19 protein-coding genes are annotated in these 21,088 nt (G+C 45.7%); 18 read left to right on the forward strand and 1 reads right to left on the reverse strand.

The annotated features are described in order from the left end of the window. Nucleotides 1–311: 311 nt before the first annotated feature. Nucleotides 312–1,043: an iron-sulfur cluster repair di-iron protein gene (gene ric, locus DYD21_RS13470; RefSeq protein ID WP_116037524.1), complete on the reverse strand. Its 732-nt coding sequence runs from the start codon at nucleotides 1,041–1,043 to the stop codon at nucleotides 312–314. Nucleotides 1,044–1,240: 197 nt separating this feature from the next. Between ric and DYD21_RS13475 the strand changes: the two genes are divergently transcribed. The 18 genes from DYD21_RS13475 to DYD21_RS13560 all read left to right on the forward strand — a co-directional run bounded on the left by DYD21_RS13475 (nucleotide 1,241) and on the right by DYD21_RS13560 (nucleotide 21,008). Then, entirely contained in the window at nucleotides 1,241–3,046 is a 1,806-nt protein-coding gene (locus DYD21_RS13475) for a hypothetical protein (RefSeq protein ID WP_116037525.1), read from the forward strand. Between the two features lie 133 nt (nucleotides 3,047–3,179). Further along, nucleotides 3,180–3,632, forward strand: a complete 453-nt coding sequence (locus DYD21_RS13480) for an Rrf2 family transcriptional regulator (protein ID WP_116037526.1) — start codon at nucleotides 3,180–3,182, stop codon at nucleotides 3,630–3,632. A 203-nt stretch (nucleotides 3,633–3,835) separates the two neighbouring features. Further along, nucleotides 3,836–4,309 carry a cytochrome c family protein gene (locus tag DYD21_RS13485; RefSeq protein ID WP_116037527.1) on the forward strand — a complete coding sequence of 158 codons (474 nt, stop codon included), beginning with the start codon at nucleotides 3,836–3,838 and terminating at the stop codon, nucleotides 4,307–4,309. Nucleotides 4,310–4,339: 30 nt separating this feature from the next. Then, nucleotides 4,340–6,316, forward strand: coding sequence for a Sec-dependent nitrous-oxide reductase (gene nosZ, locus DYD21_RS13490; protein ID WP_116037528.1), 1,977 nt, complete (start codon nucleotides 4,340–4,342; stop codon nucleotides 6,314–6,316). A gap of 284 nt (nucleotides 6,317–6,600) precedes the next feature. Next, nucleotides 6,601–7,173: a hypothetical protein gene (locus DYD21_RS13495; protein WP_116037529.1), complete on the forward strand. Its 573-nt coding sequence runs from the start codon at nucleotides 6,601–6,603 to the stop codon at nucleotides 7,171–7,173. 12 nt (nucleotides 7,174–7,185) lie between these two features. After that, on the forward strand, nucleotides 7,186–7,701 hold the full coding sequence (locus DYD21_RS13500; protein ID WP_147303586.1) for a hypothetical protein: 516 nt from the start codon (nucleotides 7,186–7,188) through the stop codon (nucleotides 7,699–7,701). Between the two features lie 315 nt (nucleotides 7,702–8,016). Next, nucleotides 8,017–8,502 carry a nitrous oxide reductase accessory protein NosL gene (locus DYD21_RS13505; RefSeq protein WP_116037531.1) on the forward strand — a complete coding sequence of 162 codons (486 nt, stop codon included), beginning with the start codon at nucleotides 8,017–8,019 and terminating at the stop codon, nucleotides 8,500–8,502. Nucleotides 8,503–8,520: 18 nt separating this feature from the next. Next, nucleotides 8,521–9,579: a transporter gene (locus DYD21_RS13510; protein WP_116037532.1), complete on the forward strand. Its 1,059-nt coding sequence runs from the start codon at nucleotides 8,521–8,523 to the stop codon at nucleotides 9,577–9,579. A 2-nt stretch (nucleotides 9,580–9,581) separates the two neighbouring features. After that, nucleotides 9,582–10,826: a nitrous oxide reductase family maturation protein NosD gene (locus DYD21_RS13515; RefSeq protein WP_116037533.1), complete on the forward strand. Its 1,245-nt coding sequence runs from the start codon at nucleotides 9,582–9,584 to the stop codon at nucleotides 10,824–10,826. Beyond that, a complete protein-coding gene (locus DYD21_RS13520; RefSeq protein ID WP_116037534.1) occupies nucleotides 10,823–11,536 on the forward strand; it encodes an ABC transporter ATP-binding protein in 714 nt (237 codons plus the stop codon). The genes DYD21_RS13515 and DYD21_RS13520 overlap by 4 nt, the downstream gene beginning before the upstream one ends. Nucleotides 11,537–11,785: 249 nt before the next feature. Beyond that, nucleotides 11,786–12,577 (forward strand): ABC transporter permease, encoded by a 792-nt coding sequence (locus DYD21_RS13525; RefSeq protein WP_147303587.1) that lies wholly within the window; start codon nucleotides 11,786–11,788, stop codon nucleotides 12,575–12,577. Between the two features lie 329 nt (nucleotides 12,578–12,906). Further along, nucleotides 12,907–13,947, forward strand: a complete 1,041-nt coding sequence (locus tag DYD21_RS13530) for a COX15/CtaA family protein (protein WP_116037536.1) — start codon at nucleotides 12,907–12,909, stop codon at nucleotides 13,945–13,947. A gap of 49 nt (nucleotides 13,948–13,996) precedes the next feature. Continuing rightward, nucleotides 13,997–15,307 (forward strand): hypothetical protein, encoded by a 1,311-nt coding sequence (locus DYD21_RS13535; protein WP_147303588.1) that lies wholly within the window; start codon nucleotides 13,997–13,999, stop codon nucleotides 15,305–15,307. A 240-nt stretch (nucleotides 15,308–15,547) separates the two neighbouring features. After that, a complete protein-coding gene (locus DYD21_RS13540) occupies nucleotides 15,548–16,084 on the forward strand; it encodes a transposase (RefSeq protein ID WP_116037538.1) in 537 nt (178 codons plus the stop codon). A 447-nt stretch (nucleotides 16,085–16,531) separates the two neighbouring features. Further along, nucleotides 16,532–16,990: an Rrf2 family transcriptional regulator gene (locus DYD21_RS13545; RefSeq protein ID WP_116037539.1), complete on the forward strand. Its 459-nt coding sequence runs from the start codon at nucleotides 16,532–16,534 to the stop codon at nucleotides 16,988–16,990. 8 nt (nucleotides 16,991–16,998) lie between these two features. Further along, nucleotides 16,999–18,378: an oxygen-independent coproporphyrinogen III oxidase gene (gene hemN, locus DYD21_RS13550; protein ID WP_116037540.1), complete on the forward strand. Its 1,380-nt coding sequence runs from the start codon at nucleotides 16,999–17,001 to the stop codon at nucleotides 18,376–18,378. Nucleotides 18,379–18,791: 413 nt separating this feature from the next. Further along, nucleotides 18,792–19,382, forward strand: coding sequence for an RNA polymerase sigma-70 factor (locus tag DYD21_RS13555; RefSeq protein ID WP_116037541.1), 591 nt, complete (start codon nucleotides 18,792–18,794; stop codon nucleotides 19,380–19,382). A 552-nt stretch (nucleotides 19,383–19,934) separates the two neighbouring features. Next, complete coding sequence (locus tag DYD21_RS13560; protein ID WP_147303589.1) at nucleotides 19,935–21,008, forward strand: FecR family protein; 1,074 nt, start codon at nucleotides 19,935–19,937, stop codon at nucleotides 21,006–21,008. The last annotated feature ends 80 nt before the right edge of the window (nucleotides 21,009–21,088 follow it).

A 21,088-nucleotide genomic window follows, 5' to 3' on the forward strand; every position in this document is an offset into this window, starting at 1 on the left:
AGGATCCGCTTATAACGCGGAAAAAATATAAAGGCAGTTCTGATTTATTTCAGGACTGCCTTTTTTTGTTTATAACTTGAGTTCTATTGATAATCTATTTCATTTATTGAGTATCAAGTCTACCCTAAAAAGGGACTCATTTTTTAAACACGCAGCGTAAGCGTAGTGAAATTTAGAGGGGTGTACATCGGGTTTTTCACAGATCTGATGGACATCCCCCTCAATCCCCCTTTTCTAAGGGGGACTTTTTTATCCATAATTCAAGAACTCAGGTTTATAGCTTTTAGGTTCAACTACCACGCTAAACCACTTCAGACAAGCTGCTCTGCTTTTTTGAACAGGATATTGTTCTCTAAATGAACATGTTTATGAAGGTCTTCTTCAAATCCGGCCAGGTTTTGATATAATATTTGCCAGGTTCGGCAGGCTCCTTCTGGCGGATTGAAATTGTTACTCAGCTGCCTGATTTCCTTCATCAGATCTCCGGCATTTTCATGCTCCGATTCCATCTGCTCCAGTTCCTTCCGGAGTGATTGGTTCATCTCTTCAGAAACGGACTCACCCCGCATACGGGTTTCATAGATCTCCCGGATTAAGGGAAACACCCGCTGTTCTTCAGATTCAAGGTGGTCGAGCATTTCCTGTGAGAGAGCAAGAAACAATTCGTAGATCTTCACATTTTCAGGATGCCTTTCACCATGTACTCGGGCCACTTTTTCGGCATAGCCGGTAATTTCTGATGTTTTGGTTCGCACAAATCTATGATGCGTTTTTTCTATATGATCGATTAAAAAACCGGGCTCCCAGGCGCTGTAGTTTTGGTCCGGGTTTTCATTGGTCTGTGCAACAAGGATTAATTTTTCCAGCACATCTTTAATTTCCAATCCTTTAGTCCGGCACGCCTTTTCAAGCGTAATTCCGCCCCCGCAGCAAAAATCAATACCAAACTCTTTAAAAATTCCTGCTGCATGATAATTACCAGCTACTATGTCGCCAATTCGTTCGGTAGCCAGATCGCTTTGTTTTACATCTGTTTGTTTCATGGATAACGTATTTAGTTGAAATAATCGGTGATACGGCACATTGTCAAAGTATATATCTGAAATGGCACCGGTGTGACTTCATTTAAGAAAGAATAAAAATGTGAAGCCAATATAAATATTTAAGAGTATTTTGTCTTTTATAAAATTTCACTCTATCTTTCTCATTCCGTTTTAAAAACTATGATTAATTAAATACCATGTTTCAAAACCAACACACATTTCATATTCCGGTGATGGGAACCGGGCACTCTATTGATACTCCCATTCGCGTAGCTCACCTGGGCATTCATTCCGTGATATCTGTAGTGGATGACCTGCTTTGCGAAAAAATCAGAAAACATTATTGCAGTGAATTTGATCTGGCATATAAAAATATACCCAGGTCAGCTGTGGATGGGCGTGCCGAACGAATTAAAGCCTATCTTGAGACGGTACATGAAATTGTTACCCGAAAGTTTCAAGAAATCAAAGAGTTACCGTTATTTGAAGGCAATGAAAAAGATCGCTATTTCAATCTATTACCGGGTTCCAATCCATTAAAGAGCGCTTACCAGTTTATCGAACATCTTTCTGATCGTGAGATGAGAGAGCGTCTGATTGAAGATCTGAATAACAAAATGCGTCCGGGTTCCATCGACGTGAATATTATGGCCAAAGTGGATGCCCTGGGTACGGATAAAGATGATCAGCCTCTGAGCAGTGAGTACAGCGACGCAAGTGCCGCTCTTCGGGGGTATGCCAACAGTTCGCTGTCATCCTCTCTTGTACTCTCGGCCGGTTTTAACCCCCGGTTATACAGTTATATTTCTGATTTTAAAGATTTTTACAGGGACACATCAGGCGAGATTAAGAAGAAGGTTATTTTAAAAGTCAGTGATTTCCGATCCGCCCTGATACAGGGGAAATTTCTTGCCAAAAAAGGTATTGAAGTGGCTGAATTCCGAATCGAATCAGGACTGAATTGCGGAGGACATGCGTTTGCCTCGGATGGTTCATTGCTTCCTGTACTTTTAGAGGAGTTTCGTGAAAAGCGGGATCAGTTGAGGGAGACGTTTCTTCCAATGGTTCAGAGTTTCTATGAAGCGCAGGGCTGGGAGTACCCCGAAGTGAGTGATGAACAGCAGTCGCCCCGCATTACTGTGCAGGGAGGAATTGGAACAAACGGCGAAATGGAGCGTCTGCTTACAGAGTATGGAATGGATGCAACAGGCTGGGGGAGTCCCTTTTTATTGGTTCCGGAAGCTACGTGTGTTGATGATTTTACATCACAGCTTCTGGCCAATGCAGCAGAAAAGGATCTGTACCTGAGTGGCGTATCACCGCTGGGTGTGCCGTTTAACAATATCCGGGGATCGGGGTCAGCGATTCATACGGAAGAACTTATCAAAAAAGGGAAACCGGGTTCTAAATGTCCCAAGGGCTTCCTGGTGTCAAATACTGAATTTACGGAGAATCCAATCTGTACAGCATCGGCCGAGTACCAGATACTGAAAATAAATTCCATTGATGAGAGCGCTGATACAGAAGAGGAGAAGGAGAGGCAGAAAAATAAAGTTATGGAGAAAACATGCCTCTGTACCAACCTTGGGACCGGTTCGCTGATCCGACTCGGAATCATGAAACCTACATACGGCCGCCAGGCGATCTGTCCGGGTCCCAACATCGCATGGTTCAATCGCGAATATTCGCTGGATGAGATGGTGAATCACATCTACGGCCGGGGAGAGTCACTCGTACCGGAAGAGCGTCCGCATATGTTTGCCAAGGAGCTTGTCATGTATGTGGATTACATCAGTGAACTATCATTGCTGACTGATCCGGGTGATGCAGAGTGGAAAAAGCTGGTTCGAATGCAGAAAAACCTGGAAAAAGGGATGGATCTCTGTATGGAGATTGCCGAAAGTGAAGCGTATGAAGGCGAAAACCTGGAATCACTGCGCCTCACTGTAGAAAAGCAGAGGATGCGGCTTGCAGATATTTTCCAAAATAATTTAGTCTTGTAAATACAATATTGTCAGCGGCTTATTAAGATTTTATTGATCATTTTCAGGAGCAATCAAACCGAATAAAGTTGACAATAATGTTAAAAGGGCTTAATTTAAGATAAAGTACTCTTAAAACTTATATATAAAAAAGATGCTACTGTCAAAAACTTGTATTTACGGATTGAGAGCTTCGGTGCTGCTGGCTGCCAAACAGGGTACGGAGTATGTGACAATCCGTGAATTGAGTGATGAGTTAGGTATCTCATTCCATTTTTTGACAAAGGTGCTGCAGAAACTGACAAAGTCTGAACTACTTATATCTTATAAGGGACCGAATGGTGGAGTAAAGCTGGCTAAAAATGCTGCTGCAATTACCTTTATGGATGTAGTGATATCGATAGACGGTGATTCCATTGTTCATGAGTGTGCACTTGGTCTGCCCGGATGTGGTATACTTAAGCCTTGTCCATTGCATAGCCAATGGTCAGGGTTGAAAGAGAACATTCTAACCATGATGACTACCATAAGTCTTGCTGATTTAGCCGGTAATCATGATGATATTTATATGCTGTTTCAGGAAGCCAAAAAATTAGATATGGACTGATTTTTTTACCCATAAATAAGACTTAATACTCTTAAATCATGATTTTCAACTACTTAACAATTATTGAATACGCAAAAACACCACCATCTATAAACCATTGTAAGGCATTTTCTTACAAAGGGTACAGGCCCCGGACTACCAAAAAGCTTTAAATCTAACACTACCTTTTAATCGTAAAAAATAAGATAGAAAACACAAAAGTTATGAAACTAAGAATATTACTCCCCCTATTAGCGGCATCTCTCATTTTATTTGCTTGTGGAAATAACGGTGAGAGCACAGACAGGACCGGAGCTGCAGCCGAAACCGAAGAACAGGGACTTACTGATTTTGAACTCGAGCACGGCGTTGGACCCATCACCGAACGAGTGGATGTTGGCGATGACATTGATGGTGAATTGGTAACAAAAGGTCGCAACATCTACGAAATGAAATGCGAAATGTGTCACAACATGGAAGGGCGGATGGTTGGGCCTGAACTTGGTGATGTAATGGAGCGGCGCAGCCCCGAGTTCGTGATGAACTTTATCCTAAACCCATCCGGTATGGTGCGCGAGCACCCGGAAGGTCAGCGACTGCTGCAGGAGTATATGACCGCCATGCCCTATCAAAACGTGAAAGAAGATGAGGCAAGAGCGATTGTGGAGTTCCTCAGAGATTACAACAAAAACAACTGATACAATACCAAACCTACAAACAACAGAACAATGAAGAATCAAAAATCAAACAAACTACGCAGCTTATTGGTGGGCGTTGGCCTGATTGCAGTTGCCGGCCTCATCTTTGCCGGATGTCCCTCGCAACAACGTGTGATGGACAGCGGTGATGCTGCACAAAAAGTGTACGTGGCTCCAGGTGAGCATGACGAATACTACGGCTTTTTCTCCGGTGGCTACAGCGGCCAGTTAAGCGTGTGGGGATTGCCTTCATCGCGCTTTCTAAAAGTAATACCGGTATTTTCACAGGATCCTGAAACCGGTTATGGCTACTCAGAAGAGACCAAGCCTCTCCTGCAAACCAGCTACGGATTTATCCCCTGGGATGATTCCCACCATCCTCATATTTCCCAAACCGATGGGAATGCCGATGGACGCTGGATCTACATCAATGCCAATAATACACCACGTATTGCACGGATTGATCTGAAAACATTTGAAACCAAAGAGATCCTGGAGCTGCCAAATACGGGTGGTAACCACGCATCTTCCTTCGTAACTGAAAATTCAGAGTACGTAATCGGAGCTACCCGTTTCAGCATTCCGTATGAAATGGATCTGGATGTGCCGATCGATAGCTACAGCGATGAGTTCAGGGGAGCGCTTTCCTTTATCGAACTCGATCCGGAGACCGGAATGATGAATATGGATTTCCAGATTCTTGTACCTCCATATAACTATGACCTTGGACGTGCAGGAAAAGGCCCATCTGGTGACTGGGTGTTCTTTACCACCTACAACACAGAAGAAGCCCACACCATGCTTGAAGTGAACGCTTCACGGTATGATAAAGATTACATCGCGGCCGTAAACTGGAGAAAAGCAGCTGAGTTGGTTCGCAATGGCGCCGGTGAAACGATGGATGCCGAGTACTATCACAACTATTACGAGGGCAACCAGGGAATCGCTATCAATGATGTTAAAAACCAGGTTACTGTTTTGACACCGGAAGATGGACAGGATTTCATCTACTTCCTGCCGACTCCTAAATCACCTCATGGTGTGGATATTGATCCAACCGGTGAATATATCGTTGCTGGTGGTAAACTTGCGACAGTCATCCCGGTTCACTCTTTCTCTCAAATGATTGATGCGATTGAAAACGAGCGGTTTGATGGTCACGTGGAAAATATTCCCATCCTCGACTACGATGCAACAATCGTAGGTGAAGTAGAAAATCCGGGTCTCGGACCGCTTCACACCGAGTTTGATGGCCGCGGATATGCTTACACCTCCGTATATATCTCTTCCGAGATTGTGAAATGGTCGCTTGATACATTCGAAGTAGTGGACAGAATTGACGCCTACTATTCCATCGGTCACCTGATGATTACCGGCGGCGACACTAAAAATCCGGATGCGCGCTACATGATTGGTCTGACCAAGACCGCGAAAGATCGCTATCTGCCAACAGGACCGAAGCAAAATCACCCGGCGCAGCTGTATGATATCTCCGGCGACAGAATGGAGCTTCTGCTCGACTTCCCGACGATTGGCGAGCCTCACTACGCGCAGGCGATCCATGCAGATTTAATTAAAGATAATGTAGCACAAATCTACGAAATGGAAGATAACGATCACCCGCATGCGCTTCGAAGAATTGCGGACAACCGTATTGAGCGTGATGGTGATGTAGTGCGGGTCTATATGGGATCTGTAAGAAGTCACTTCCGCCCTGACAACATCGAGGGAATTCGTGTGGGTGACACCGTTTACTTCCACCTCACAAACCTTGAGCAGGAGTGGGATGTGGTACACGGAATCGGAATTAAAGGAGCCAACAACGCTGAGATTCTCGTAGCACCGGGTCAGACTAAAACCCTGAAATGGGAGCCGACCCGAACCGGAATCTATCCGTTCTACTGCACCGCTTTCTGCTCTGCCCTCCACCAGGAGATGCAGGGATACGTGAGAGTATCTGCAGCTGATTCGGATGTGGAATTAACCTGGCGAACAGGTACCAATTAATAGACACGGGTTTACCCTTCATCCGGTAGCAATGCCGGGTGTTTGATCCCAATCCCGGATCCGGCCTCAACTCCGGATCCGGGAATTTTTAACTGTTCTTTTTTTTGATGATGGGGTTTAGTCTCCCCTCGAGGGGAGTACGGCGAAGCCGGGAGGGGTGTTCATCCCCCTGTTCGCTCCGCTCACTTCCCCCTTCGAAGGGGGACTAAAATTCCACTCTCAAGAGGGGACCATTCAACCCCATCATCAAAAAAAATCCAGTTTCACATATAGGAAATTAAACCATGAAAATTCAATCAAAAATAATGATGGCTTTGGGCGCTCTGATGCTCATCGGACTCTATTACCAGCCATTTTGGACGATCAACATGTCGGCTCCGCAATACCCGGAAGGGATCGGTATGCACATTCACATAGATGACGTAACCGGACACAACCGGCACGACCTGCAGAGTATCAACACACTAAACCATTATATCGGGATGGCGGAAATTCATAAAGAAGATTTCTGGGAGTTCGAGATCATGCCTTGGGTTATAGGCTTCCTGATTGCGTTTGGCCTGCTGGCCGCCGCAGTTGGAAATATAAAGCTGGTAATTACATGGCTTGTGTTGATGGTGCTTCTGGGTATAGTAGGACTGGTCGATTTTTACATGTGGGGACATGAATATGGCCATAATCTGAGTCCTGATGCACCGATTAAAGTGCCGGGCATGAGCTATCAACCGCCACTTCTTGGATGTAAACAACTTTTAAATATCAACGCCTGCTCCTGGCCCTACACCGGGTCGATTTTCATTGGCCTTTCTATGGTGCTGGCCGCAGGAGTTGTCTGGATTGAAAAATTCAAAAAATAACGGATCAACACAATGAAGAGTAAACTATCAGCTATGCTTATTCTCCTTCTGCTTGTTGCAGCGGGATGCAGTGAGCAGACAGAGACCAACAACAATGTATTCACATACACCAATCACCTTGATATTGATTATGGTGAGGATATCTGCGCTTACACCAACAAGCCGATTGAACGGGTACGGTTTGGCGGACGGATGATAATGAATGAGGGAGAGGCCCTGAAATTCATGTCAGCCGAAGCCACCGCAGGGTACTACCTGGAGATGGAAAATCGCGATCAGGTCAAATCGATCGAAATTGTAGATTTCGCCCATGGCCAGCAATACCTGCCCGTTTATGAACTTGTATACCTGCAAAGCAGCCTTCAGCCCAGCCCGAACGGACTGTTCCTGACGCCTGTGGATGCATCCAACGAAAGGATGAAAAACTATATCTATGACGCATATCCCGGCACATTTTACAGCTGGGAAGAAGTACTGGAGCTGGTCAGCGAGGAATGGGATCTCCCCGCCGCCGATGCTCGTGAGTGATGATTAAACTCTCCCCTCGAGGTGAGTACGGCGAAGCCGGGGGGTGTCAATCCCCTCTCGAGAGGGGACAGTCACGCCGACGGCGTGACAGGGGTGTGTTAGTGAGGGTTGCAAACCTTTGATTAAATCATAATCAGATCAACGTTCAGTAACATCCCCCAGAGCATACGCTGCACGCGTCTGCTCGTCCCCCTTCAAAGGGGGACTTTTAATCACAAAACCATAATCAACCCCAAAACTCCTTAAAGAGTCCCCCCTCTCTACCTGTAGAGAGGGGGCAGGGGGTGAGTAAGGGGTGAGTCAAACGGATCAACAATGAAGGGTAAATTTAAAATAACAACACTTTTAGCAATGCTGCTGATCGTGCTCACAGCATGCGAACCCGAACCGCAGCCGATTCAGTTCGGAAGCGACCAGGGTGACTACTGCCGCATGATGATTACCGAACCGCAGTTTGCATCGCAAATCCTCAACAATCAGGGGCGCGCTTTCAAATTCGACTCCATTGAATGCATGGCGGCCTACGCACTGACGGCTGAAGACTCAGATAACTTCCACTCTCAGTGGGTTCCCAACTTTACCAACCCTGATGAATGGCTGCAGGCCGAAGACGCCTTTTTTCTCCACAGTGAAACCCTGCGAAGCCCGATGGGCCTATATCTCTCAGCTTTTCCCGACCGGGAAACGGCTGAAGAATTTCTGCAGGAATACCGGGGAGAAATCGTGGGCTGGAACGAGGTGAAAGAAATTGTACGATCCGAATGGCTGACCGGCAACGGTAACAGCCAGCATACGCACTAATTTTATTTGGAGAAAACCATGAAACTCAGAATCACAATCTTACTATCGCTGCTGTTTATCATCACAGGTTGTTTTAGTGCCAAAGTGGTTCAGGCGCAGCATGCCGATCATCACGAGCACTGCGAAACTGAACATGTAAGCATGCACACATCTCACCAGGTAGCTTCACCGGCGGGAATTATGGGTGATCACGTGCACAGCAAAGGAAGCTGGATGTTTTCCTACATGTACATGGGTATGCAGATGGACGGACTCTATGACGGCCGTTCGGAATTAAATTCCACACAGCTGAATAGAAATTATGAAATGACGCCTGATAATATGTTTATGCAGATGCATATGATCGGTGCAATGTATGCGGTGAGTAACCGGGTTACGCTGATGGCAATGGTTCCGTTTCTTCAAAAAGAGATGGGGCATTTTCATACTGGACACCAACACCATCAAAGCAGCATGAACAGTGCCGGACTGGGAGATATCAAACTGTCTGCCATCACACCACTCTACAGGAAAAACGGAAACAATCTGATCCTGAACGGTGGCATCATACTTCCAACAGGATCTATTGATGTGGCTTCGGATGGCCATATGGGCATGGAATCGCGTATGGGCTATGGAATGCAGCTGGGTTCAGGAACAACGGATCTGCACGGGTTGATCAGCTACTCCGGTCAGGCCGGAAACTGGGGATTCGGCTCGCAGGTCGGCGGTTTGATTCGGCTAGGAAATAACAGCGAACAGTATCGTCACGGCAACAGTGCCGAGCATTCCGTTTGGTTAGGACGTCAGATTGCGTTCCCGCTAACGGCTACGGTCCGGCTGAACTCAACCTGGCAGGATCATATCCATGGTCAGGACAGCAACATCAATCCAGCGATGATTGCCACTGCAGACCCGTATTGCTACGGCGGACTCCGAAGCCGGGCAATGGGCGGACTTAATCTGCAATTGGGTTCTGTTCTTCCAGTGAGCGGCACCTTTGGAGTTGAAGCCGGTGCGCCAATCTACCAGAATTTGAACGGCCCGCAAATGGGTGAAAGCTGGATGATTCTTTCAGCTATTCGAATCTCACTATAGCCATGAAACGTAAAACCTACATATCACTTTTACTGCTCGGAATAATCTTGTTACCTGGACTTCTCGCAGCACAGCAGATCCGCGTGTCACCCGATGGTGAAGTTCGAAGCATCAAAGAGGCCGTGGAGATGGCTCAGCCCGGAGATCATATCCTGGTTGAGGCGGGAACGTATACGGAGAGTGAAATCAAAATCACCAAACCGCTGACGCTTGAAGGCGTGGATCGTCCTGTGATTGACGGCAACCGGGAGGGGAATATCCTGATTATTCGCGCCGACAGCGTTACGGTGAAGGGGTTCATGATCAAGAACACCGGCCGTAGTTACGTCCGTGATTACTCCGCCATCCTCCTTGAAAATTCCAAGGACTTTCTGATCGAAGATAACGACCTGGATAACGTCTACTTTGGCATCTACCTGGCGGAAACAGATAGGGGGATTGTCCGCGGCAACCGGATCGAATCATACGACCGGCGTGAAGCCGCCTCGGGCAATGGCATTCATCTCTGGAGTGTGAGGAATCCCAAAATTCTAGACAATACGGTTATGGGGTTGCGTGATGGAATCTATCTTGAGTTTGCCGAAGGAGCCGAAATCTCCGGAAACCGAAGCAATGATAATAACCGGTATGGCCTGCACTTTATGTTTTCGGATAACAGTGTGTACCACAATAATATTTTCCGAAGAAACGGGGCCGGTGTTGCGGTGATGTACTCCGAAAACGTGGATATGACTGAAAATTTATTCGAACATAATTGGGGGGCATCGGCATACGGACTGCTGATAAAAGATATGCAAAAAAGCCGAATTGAAAGCAATCGCTTCTATCGAAATACAGTTGCCATCTATTCAGAATCCAGCTCTGATATCAGCATCCATCGGAATAATTTTGAGCTGAATGGATATGCCGTAAATATCAAATCGAGCAGCCGGAACAACAATTTTACAGAAAATAATTTTATCGAAAACAGTTTTGATGTAACCACCGACAGCCCCCGAAATCCCAACACGTTCGACAGTAACTACTGGAGCCAATACGAAGGCTACGATTTGGACCGCGACGGAATCGGGGATGTACCCTACCGCCCGGTGCGGTTGTTTTCGGTGATCACGCAGCGTCAGCCTGAAGCTCTGATTCTTCTCAGAAGCATGCTGATTACCTTGCTCGATACCGCAGAACGAATTATGCCGGTTTTAACACCACAGACGCTGACGGATGAACGTCCAAAAATGGAGCGAATTCAATGATACGAATAGAAAATTTATTTAAGCAGTTTGGGGACCTCGATGTCCTTAAAGGAATGAACCTGGAGATCCCTGAAGGTCAGGCTACAGGCATTGTAGGGCCAAATGGTGCCGGCAAAACCACAATGATAAAAACACTGCTGGGCCTGGTCAAACCCGATTCCGGCATGATCCATGTGGATGGAGTAAAACTTAACGGTAACTGGCTGTACCGCGAAAATCTCGGATATATGCCACAGGTTGCCCGCTATCCGGAAAACATGAAAGTATATGAACTTCTGGAATTCATCAAAGGCCTCAGGAACCAGGAAGCTGTATTTGAACAGGAATTGATTGAGCAGTTTAACCTGGGCCCTGAGATGGAAAAGCAGTTGCGCACGCTGTCGGGAGGTAATCGTCAGAAAGTAGGCGCCACGCTGGCGATGATGTTCGACCCGAAACTGCTCTTTTTTGATGAGCCCACAGCCGGGCTCGATCCGCAGGCGAGCCACAAGTTCAAGCAGCGTGTACAGGCTGAAAAAGAGCGCGGCAAAACTGTGATTATCACCTCGCACATTATGAGCGAGCTGGAGCAGCTGGTGGATCACGTGGTCTTTATCCTGGATGGGAAAATTCGCTATTACGGATCGATGCAAAACCTGTTAACCGAAAACAAAGAGGAGCGTCTGGAAGGAGCTATCGCAAAAATGATGGATCAAAAAATCCCTTCTTGAGAGGGGAAATGCGAAAACAAAATGGCGAAGCCAATTTTGTTAAACGAGGGGTGTGTTACGTGAAGTTGATGATCACTGACAAAGAAAATGTTCAGATTAACGCTCCGTAACACCCCTCGCCTTCGCTACGCTTCGGCACTCCCCTCCAGGGGAGACTAAACAAAGCCATCAAACTTAAATCAAATTAAAACCTAATTATTGAGTTCCCCCTCTCTATCCCGATAGAGAGGGGGACAGGGGATGAGTCCCATGAAACTACTACTACACATAGCCCAAAATGAATGGAAATCTCTAATCCGCGGAAAGTGGGTCATCGGGTATGGATTGATCTTTTTAATCCTGACCGATACTCTGCTCCGGTTCGGAGGCGGCGGCCCAGAGGTTTTGCTGAGCATCTCCAACGTGATGCTGCTTTTTATCCCGCTGGTCGGGATGATTTACGGAATCTTATACATCTACCAGTCACGTGAATTTGTGGAGCTTCTGCTCACGCAGCCCATCAACCGAAAAACGCTCTACTGGGGACTTTTCGGTGGAATATCCCTGCCGTTGACCGCAGCGTTTATCCTTGGCGCTATTCTGCCGCTGAGCTGGCATGGAATTGTAATGCAGGATTTTGTTGCATCTGCGATGGTACTCGGCCTGGGTGGTGTTCTGACCCTTATTTTTGTCGCTCTTGGATTTGTCCTGGGGCTCGCTTTTTATGATGACCGTATCAAAGGGTTCGGGTTTACCATCGTGATCTGGCTCTTCATGGCTATTTTGTATGACGGATTGATTCTGATGGCGGTGTTCACGTTTGGCGATTACCCGCTTGAGCAGTTTGTGATTGCGGCCACGATGTTGAATCCAATAGATCTTGCAAGAATTATGGTGCTGCTGGAATTCGATATCTCCGCACTGATGGGCTACACCGGGGCAGTGTTCAACCGATTTTTTGGTTCAAGTATGGGCATCATCACCGCAAGCGGAATGCTCGCCATCTGGCTGGCCGTCCCCGCGTGGATTGGGATGCGGGTGTTTAACCGAAAAGATTTTTAAAAAATCCCCTCTCGAGAGGGGAAAGTGAAAACAAATTGGCGTAGCCAGATTTGTTGAACGAGGGGTGTGTTGGCAGGGCTGATAATTATTGATGTACATCAATACCATATCAACGTTTCGTAACACCCCTCGCCTTCGCTGCGCTTCGGCACTCCCCTTGAGGGGAGATTAATCTCGTCACGCTGCTCTGCAGCGTGACGAAAAGCTGACAGCTCCGCTGTAGATCTATTTGCATCGGAGTTGCTAACCCCTCGTACCTGTGCTGAGCACCGGTACGAGAAAGGGAGATTTTTGGCTCTTAAACACAAAAAATATCATCAACTAACCAAATGACACCCAAAGACAAAAAGCACGTCCGCATCTGGTACTGGAGCGGAGCAACGATGGTGTTTTTCATTCTGGTAATCGGCGGCATCACCCGGCTGACCGGCTCCGGCTTGTCGATGACGGACTGGAAGCCGATTATGGGCGCTATTCCCCCCATCACGGAAGCGCAGTGGGAAGATGCATTTGAGCAGTACAAACAGTTTCCGGAATACCAGCAAGTCAACCGGGGGATGAGTCTTGGTGAGTTTCAGTTTATCTTTTTCTGGGAGTATCTGCACAGGATGATCGGCCGGTTAATCGGGATCGTTTTTATCATTCCATTCGGGTACTTTCTGTTCAGAAATAAACTCGATGCAACACAGATCAAACGGGCTCTCATATTATTAGGTCTTGGTGCTTCACAAGGTTTGATGGGCTGGTTTATGGTGCAAAGCGGACTAATTGATGTTCCGAGGGTGAGTCCGTACCGGCTTGCAGCGCATCTCTCCCTCGCTTTTATCATATTCGGATGCTGCGTCTGGTTTGCGCTTGATTTGAAATCAAAACGAAAATCTCTTGGCAGAGGAACCGGCGAGCTAAAAACATGGCTTTGGGCGTTTCTTGCAATTCTCTCTCTGCAGGTGGTTTGGGGTGCTTTTGTGGCGGGACATCACGCGGGTCTTGTTTATAATACATTCCCGAAAATGCATCAATACTGGGTTCCGCCTGAACTTTGGCTGATGGAACCATGGATCATTAATTTCTTTGAAAATATGGTCACCGTCCAGTGGATTCACCGGGTAATGGCAACTGTTCTCGGAGTGATGGCGATCGGGATTTGGATACGGTCTTTCCAACTGAACACGTCGTTTACTGCCAGAATGTGGATACTGGCTCTGTTTGCAATCGTTTTGATTCAATACCTGATCGGAGTTTTAACACTGATCTGGCACGTGCCGCTCTGGCTCGGGGTTCTCCATCAGGCAGTAGCAATGATTCTTTTTGGCGTTGTAATTGGCGCGATACATTTTGTGACCAAACAAACTTTAACCTCGACTCGCTAATCTAATCTCGTCCCGCTGCTCTGCAGCGGGACGCCAGTTAGCAACTCTGTTGCAAAAGAGTTCGACAGCGGAGCTGTCAGCTTTTCGTCTCGCTGCAGAGCAGCGGGACGAGATAGGAGGGGAGATGATTACGGTATTCATAAAGAATAGAAAACAGATGAACCATTTGGCAACCTTCAAACAAATCTGGCAATTCTCCATGCTGAGCTTCATCATCGCGGCGCTGACCGGATTTCTATATCGCTACGGAATGCTTTATCCGCTGCCGGAGTGGATCAACTTTGCCAATATACGCCACGCCCACTCCCACCTGATGTTCTTCAACTGGATCTGTCCGCCCATTATGATCTGGATGATATCCAAAGTAATTACATCCGAACAAACCGCTGAAATTGCTGGATTCAAGAGATGTTTATATACAATGATAGTTCTCGGTTTTCTCTCCTGGCCATTGTTCCTGCTCTACGGTTATCATTCTGTTGCGATCGGTTCCGCTTCTTTGCCGCTGGCTGCTATCGTATCCGGACTTGTCATGATCACCTGGTACTGGTTTGCCTGGCTCTGGTACAGATTAAGAAAAAACACAGATTCGAGCCTTTCGCTGTTATTTTATGATGCCGCGATTGCTGCACTTCTGATCAGCTCTCTGGGTGCCTGGGGTGTCTCCATCTTTCAGTTCACACCGGTTGACAGTCCCCAAATTTCCTCCGCTATGACCCATTTTTTTCTTGCGGTGTTCACCGAAGGGTGGGCCGTACTTGGGGTTCTCGGGATTATTTGGCATAAAGCAGATGCCGTTCAAATTCCGATCAAAACCGCATGGCTCTGGCAACCGATTCTGTTCGGGTCGATGCTGATCTTCCCCTTCAGCTTAAACCAAAGCATGATCACTCCGACCATGCACTACACAGCAATTGCCGGAGCCCTGCTGATTGCCGGCTCTTTTGGGTTGAATCTTTTCCTGTTGCTAAAATCGGGAGCGCTGAAAGGACTCATCTGGAAAACCATTTTTTGTCTGATGGCGGTTAAAATCCTGCTTCAGACCGCCACTATCCTCCCGCTCGATATCTGGCCCGGCGAACACGGTTTGAGAGTGCTCTATCTACACATCTTCTTGCTTGGAATTATCTCCATTCTGTTTTTTGAAGTCTTCTATCCCAATACATTCCCATCATCCAAAAAACTGTTTGGAGCCACAGTTCTTCTGGTGCTCATCTCCCTCACGATGATCAGCGGATACTGGCCGGTGCGGTGGACACCCACCAATTTTTATTTTTGGGTGATGATGATTGCCCTGTTACCCGCTCTCCCTGCACTGTGGATATTTTCCCGGGATGTGTTGGCGAATCGTTCTGATTGAAATCTAATAATACTGCTTTGTCCAAACCTCGTTTCACTGCTCCGCCCACTATTTCGTATCACTGCTCCGCACCGATACGTACTGGGAACAGCTCCCCTGTTTTCTGCAGCGGAGCTGCACATCGCCGTCACAGTGCAGAGCACTGTGACGAGAATTCTGGAATTTTTTCAAAAAAAGTGTAAGGATTTTCATGATTCTGAATCATACATGTGAAACTGTGCTTAATCTCAATCAGAAACAATGCCCAGGTCCAGGTATCGAATCTACGAAGCGGAATATCCTTACTTCATCACAAGCAGTGTGGTTGAGGGATATCCCATCTTTTCGTTTCCGGAAGCTGCTGAGATACTTCTTGAGGCACTAACATTTCTACAAGAAAAGAGATCGACTACACTATTTGCATATGTCATCATGGAAAATCACATCCACATGATTGTCCAGTCTGATGAGTTAAAGAATCACATGAAAGCATTTAAATCCTGGACAGCTCGTGCAATAATTGATTGCTTTCAACACATTGGCCGAACTCGTCAGCTAAGAAAACTTCGCTATGCTAAAAATCCAGCGCACTATGATTCGGTCCATCAACTCTGGCAGGAGGGTCTTTTTCCAAAACAAATCTTTAGTGATGATATGATGATTCAGAAAATCGACTACATCCATAAAAATCCTGTTAAGCGGGGTTTCGTAAACTGTCCTGAACACTGGAATTATTCATCTGCGAGAAATTATTTGGGGATAAAAGGAGTGATACCGGTTACGATGTTTGGGTTATAGTTTTCAAACGAATTCTGTATATCTGCGAATAAATCCCAATCCTCGCTTCACTACTCTGTTATCACACTCGCATTATTTTCTCACATCACTCATCCACCACCTCTTGCATCACTGCCTGCCTTTTGCAGCGGAGCTGTAGTTCGCCGTTACAGTGCTGAGCACTTTAACGAGGATGGAAATGAGAAGTGCACTGGGGCATTCTTCCACCTCGTATCACTGCTCAGCAGTGATACGCGAGTACCGGCAGCTCTGCTGTCGAAACAGTTCGCAGCGTAGCTGGCAACCTCTCCGTCACATTGCAGAGCAATGTGACGAGGGTCAAAAGTGACGAGGGCTAACGAAATTTATATTTAAAAAGGGGAGGGAGTAACCGAAAAACTTAATGAAACCTTCATCAAAGATATTTATTTTAAGACAAAAGACTCTCAATAGTCACTAATAACGCTTATGCTATTATCAAAATCGTGTGTTTATGGCCTGCGGGCCGCAATCTTTCTGGCCACCAGGGATAACAGCCAGTATATGCCGATCAAAAAAATGAGTGAAACTCTCGAGATATCACATCACTTTTTGACAAAAATTCTTCAGCAGTTAACGGCAAATGATCTGCTGGATTCTTATAAAGGTCCAAATGGTGGTGTAAAGCTCAGAAATTCCCCCTCCGAAATTACGCTGATGGATATCGTTCTTGCAATAGATGGCCCCGACTTGTTAACACAGTGTGCGCTGGGTTTGCCTGGCTGCGGACATCAAAATCCTTGCCCGATGCATGATGAGTGGGCAAAAACCCGGGATTCAATCCGGCATATGCTGGAATCCTCATCTCTTGAAGAACTTGCCATTAAAAGCAAAAAGGAAAATTTGAGACTGACAAGTGAAGGCGGTTTCGAAAAACTTTTAAAATAAGTAAACGGATGATTCAGAACAGAAATGAAATTCTCGAAACCGTTGAGAGGTATAATGTTGCGGGCCCAAGGTACACATCATACCCAACAGCCGTTCAGTTTACGGAATCGTTCGATCGGGAAACGTTAGACCGGGCACTGGAACAGAGAGGAGAAAAGGTTCAGGATCTTTCACTCTATTTCCATATCCCGTTCTGCTTTTCGCTCTGCTGGTATTGCGGCTGTACTAAAATTATCACTCGCGATCAGGACAGGGGAGATGTCTATCTCGACTATCTCGCAAAAGAAATCAATCTTGTAAAACAGACGATTCATCCCGAATCAACTGTCCGGCAGGTCCATTTCGGAGGCGGTACCCCCACATTTCTGACGCCAGTTCAGCTTCGCAGACTTGGAGCCTTGATAAACAACGGATTCAACATTCACGAAGATGTTGAGTTCAGCGTTGAAATCGATCCGAGAAGGTGCGGTGAAGAGCATATTATTGCACTTAGCGAGATCGGCTGCAACCGGGCCTCACTTGGTGTGCAGGATACGAACCCGGATGTGCAAGAGGCAATCCATCGAATTCAGCCGTTCAGTATAACCCGACAGGTGACCGAGCTCCTGAGAAAACACGGAATTTCCGAGATAAACTTTGATCTTATTTACGGCCTGCCGAGACAGTCAACGTCTACCTTCAATCAAACAATAGATGATGTTATCCGTCTGGATCCCGACCGCCTTGCCGTTTACAGTTATGCACACCTGCCGGCGCTGATGCCTGCCCAGAAACTGCTCAGTGAGGATGAACTCCCATCACCCCGCGAAAAACTGGAGATGATGATGGCTGCCGTGGAAAGATTTCCTGAAATGGGCTACCGGTTTATTGGAATGGACCATTTTGCAAAAGAAGAAGATGAACTTTCGATTGCACTGGATGATGGAACACTGCAAAGAAATTTCCAGGGATATAGCACCCATTCCGGCCTGGAGATGATCGCGTTCGGAATGTCTGGAATCTCGCAGGGTGATGATCTCTATTATCAGAATGAGAAAGATCTGGCCCAGTATTATGAAGATCTGGATGAAGGCCGCCTGCCCGTAAAAAAGACGCTGTTTCTATCCGAAGATGACAAAATCAGACGGGATGTCATTATGCAAATAATGTGTCAGGCTACGATTCGTTTTGAGACATTCAGAGAGAAGACAGGGTTTCATTTTAAAGAGTATTTTTCGGCTGAAATTGAAAAACTACAACCGATGGAAGCCGAAGGATTTTTACTGGTGATGGACGATCAGCTCATCATACGTGAAAAGGGCAGGCTTTTTCTCCGGAATATTGCAATGACTTTCGACTGGCATTTATCCCAAAAAAGAGGCCATACAAATTACTCAAAAACGGTCTGATTTCCGTTTCGATGTGGTTTGAAGCGCAAATCCAAACCCGTTCAAATACCTCACTCATCTTTTAATTGGCCACTACTGATTACCGGTGAAAGCTTCTAATTATTCATTTGGTTCTCTATGAGCTGCATCAAATGACTAAGCGCCAATTCCTTACCCGACAAAATGTGATTCCGGTTTTGATATCCATCAGGATGAATGGCAAAAGTCCATTCATTTGGGTAATCAAATTTCGTGCATAGCAAAGAAGCTATGGTTTTTTAGCAGTATATCAGTTATGTGTCTTCCTCTCTATTAAAAGCGTGTATAATAGGTATTGGGTACCGATATAATGGTACTGTTTAGCATATCATAAAATGGTGGTGACAGTTTCATTTCGAGATCTCAAAAAAATATGATGAGTTCGGTTAGGGATCATGGTGAATAGCGAATCTGCTTATGAAAATGAACAGCGCTGGATCGAAATGATTCGTGAGGGCGATGAATACGCTTTTGAGCTACTGTTTAAAGAATACTATGAACAGTTGACCCGCTTTTCGTGGAGGTTTGTGAAATGCAAAGCCGTTGCTGAAGGCTTGGTGCAGGATATCTTTTCCGATCTTTGGGAGAACAGGGGAAATATGGAACTTACCGGATGTATTCGCCCATATCTTTATAAAGTGGTCAAAAACCATTCATTAAACTACATTAAACACCAGGAAGTACAGAATAAATATGATCCCCTGTGGATGGATCAAAAGGAGGTTCCAATGATCAAATATGGGAAGGAAAAAAGAGAAGAGCAGATTCGTGAAGCAATTAAGCAGGCCGTTGAAAAATTACCGGAAAGAAGCAGGATGACGTATAAACTTCACCGTCATGACGGACTTACCTACAAGGAAATAGCCGAGGTAATGGATGTATCAGTAAAAACCGTAGAATCTCAAATGACACGAACCCTGAAGTTGTTAAGGGAACAATTGGCCCATCTGCTTCCTTTTTTAGCTGTCGGGTGTATTTTGATATAGTGAAAAGTGGAATCCGTAGCTATTGAGGCTGCATTCGTGTGAGTTTCATGACCAAAAAGATTATGATTCTTCCCGTTGGATAATACAATTGAGAGCAAGAAAAAGAGAGAACTAATCAATGCACGGACTGCCATTGAAGGTTTGCATAACCTGAGTTCTAAAATTGAGTTAAAAAGTGGCTGATACTGTCCAAAAGGGCGTACAACAAGGAATACTCATCATCAGTACTGTCATACCGGACTTTGCTCCGGTATCTCCTGCCTGTATTTGGATAGGAGATCCCGCATCCCCCGAAGGGATCCCCGCGGGAAAGTGCGGGATGACGCTCTTTTAGACAGTATCAGCCACTTTTTAACATGTAATTTAAATAAGACATTATTAATAGAATTCGGGTGCATAATATTTGATGCCATACAAAGAAAAAAATGCCAGTGGATAAAGGTTCAGCTTTAGGTGATCTCACTACATCAAAAAAAAATAAAAAAAATTACAGGGTACCGGTTTTTTCAATTGTATTGATTGTAACAACAGTTAAACAAATTGCATAATACATTGAATTTAGACTTGAAAGATTGGGTTCTCATACAGCGTTATGTTACGGGCAACGCTACCTCTGAAGAGATCCATTTAATAGAACAATGGATGTCCAGTGACCCGGAGAATCGCCAGCTTGTTCAGGAAATAAAAGAGATTTGGGATCTGACTACTGAAGAGCATTTTAATGTAGACGTGCAGGAAGCCTGGAAGAAGTTTCAGGCAAGAAAGGAAAAAAAAGAGAGGGGAGGAAAAGCTATTGAATCGAATAGGATATTTAAGTTTCAGCGTAAAACTCCAAGAACCATTTATCATATTTATAAAGCGGTAGCTTTTATCCTGGTAGCTGTGGTAGCCGGATTTTTCTTTCAGCACATTTCTAACATCCAGTCTGACGCAGAGCTTGCTGCGGGCCAGTCACAATCTTACACCCTGGAAGAACTGGCAACAGATCGAGGCGAAAAAGCACGGGTTACTTTTTCTGATGGAACCGAAGTCACGCTAAACTCTTCCAGTTCGATCCGTTTCCCCCAGAAATTTCATGGTTCAACCAGAGAAGTCTACTTGGATGGTGAGGCATACTTTAACGTGGTTTCTGATCAGGGACAGCCCTTCATTGTAAAAACAAAAAATGTCAACGTGGAAGTTTTGGGTACCGAATTTAATGTCCGCGGCTGGAGTAATGATGAAGCCGTTGATGTGATTGTTCGAGAAGGGAAAGTTTCGGTTCGTACAGATGACCAGGATCCCGGAAATGAAGTGGTTCTCACCGAAGGGTTTAAAACGTCGGTGAAGGCTGGTGAGTCACCTCTTGCTGCCCAAAAGGCGGATATCGCTAGTAATCTGCTCTGGATTAACGGTGGGCTGCATTTCGACTCTGTACCGTTTGCTCAGGTGATTATTCAGCTCGAACGCAGGTTTAATGTGAATATTTCAATAGACGAACATGATCTGTTGAACGTGCCATATACAGGCACATTTAAATATGCGGAACTGGATGAGGTATTGATGGTAATTGCAGCATCGATGGATATAGAATTCATACGGGAAGGATCGAATGTAGAATTTAAGAACTCCTGGAACCATCAATGAAAGGAGTAAAAATATGATGTTTAAATATATAGAAGCGCTTTTTATTTGAAAATGGTCTAAAAATTAATTCACAACGATTC

This window comes from Rhodohalobacter sp. SW132 (assembly GCF_003390325.1).
Lineage (GTDB): Bacteria > Bacteroidota > Rhodothermia > Balneolales > Balneolaceae > SW132.

Coding starts and splice junctions, on each gene's coding strand:
- ric (WP_116037524.1), bottom strand. CDS start 1,043: ATGAAACAAACAGATGTAAAACAAAGCGATCTGGCTACCGAACGAATT.
- DYD21_RS13475 (WP_116037525.1), top strand. CDS start 1,241: ATGTTTCAAAACCAACACACATTTCATATTCCGGTGATGGGAACCGGG.
- DYD21_RS13480 (WP_116037526.1), top strand. CDS start 3,180: ATGCTACTGTCAAAAACTTGTATTTACGGATTGAGAGCTTCGGTGCTG.
- DYD21_RS13485 (WP_116037527.1), top strand. CDS start 3,836: ATGAAACTAAGAATATTACTCCCCCTATTAGCGGCATCTCTCATTTTA.
- nosZ (WP_116037528.1), top strand. CDS start 4,340: ATGAAGAATCAAAAATCAAACAAACTACGCAGCTTATTGGTGGGCGTT.
- DYD21_RS13495 (WP_116037529.1), top strand. CDS start 6,601: ATGAAAATTCAATCAAAAATAATGATGGCTTTGGGCGCTCTGATGCTC.
- DYD21_RS13500 (WP_147303586.1), top strand. CDS start 7,186: ATGAAGAGTAAACTATCAGCTATGCTTATTCTCCTTCTGCTTGTTGCA.
- DYD21_RS13505 (WP_116037531.1), top strand. CDS start 8,017: ATGAAGGGTAAATTTAAAATAACAACACTTTTAGCAATGCTGCTGATC.
- DYD21_RS13510 (WP_116037532.1), top strand. CDS start 8,521: ATGAAACTCAGAATCACAATCTTACTATCGCTGCTGTTTATCATCACA.
- DYD21_RS13515 (WP_116037533.1), top strand. CDS start 9,582: ATGAAACGTAAAACCTACATATCACTTTTACTGCTCGGAATAATCTTG.
- DYD21_RS13520 (WP_116037534.1), top strand. CDS start 10,823: ATGATACGAATAGAAAATTTATTTAAGCAGTTTGGGGACCTCGATGTC.
- DYD21_RS13525 (WP_147303587.1), top strand. CDS start 11,786: ATGAAACTACTACTACACATAGCCCAAAATGAATGGAAATCTCTAATC.
- DYD21_RS13530 (WP_116037536.1), top strand. CDS start 12,907: ATGACACCCAAAGACAAAAAGCACGTCCGCATCTGGTACTGGAGCGGA.
- DYD21_RS13540 (WP_116037538.1), top strand. CDS start 15,548: ATGCCCAGGTCCAGGTATCGAATCTACGAAGCGGAATATCCTTACTTC.
- DYD21_RS13545 (WP_116037539.1), top strand. CDS start 16,532: ATGCTATTATCAAAATCGTGTGTTTATGGCCTGCGGGCCGCAATCTTT.
- hemN (WP_116037540.1), top strand. CDS start 16,999: ATGATTCAGAACAGAAATGAAATTCTCGAAACCGTTGAGAGGTATAAT.
- DYD21_RS13555 (WP_116037541.1), top strand. CDS start 18,792: ATGGTGAATAGCGAATCTGCTTATGAAAATGAACAGCGCTGGATCGAA.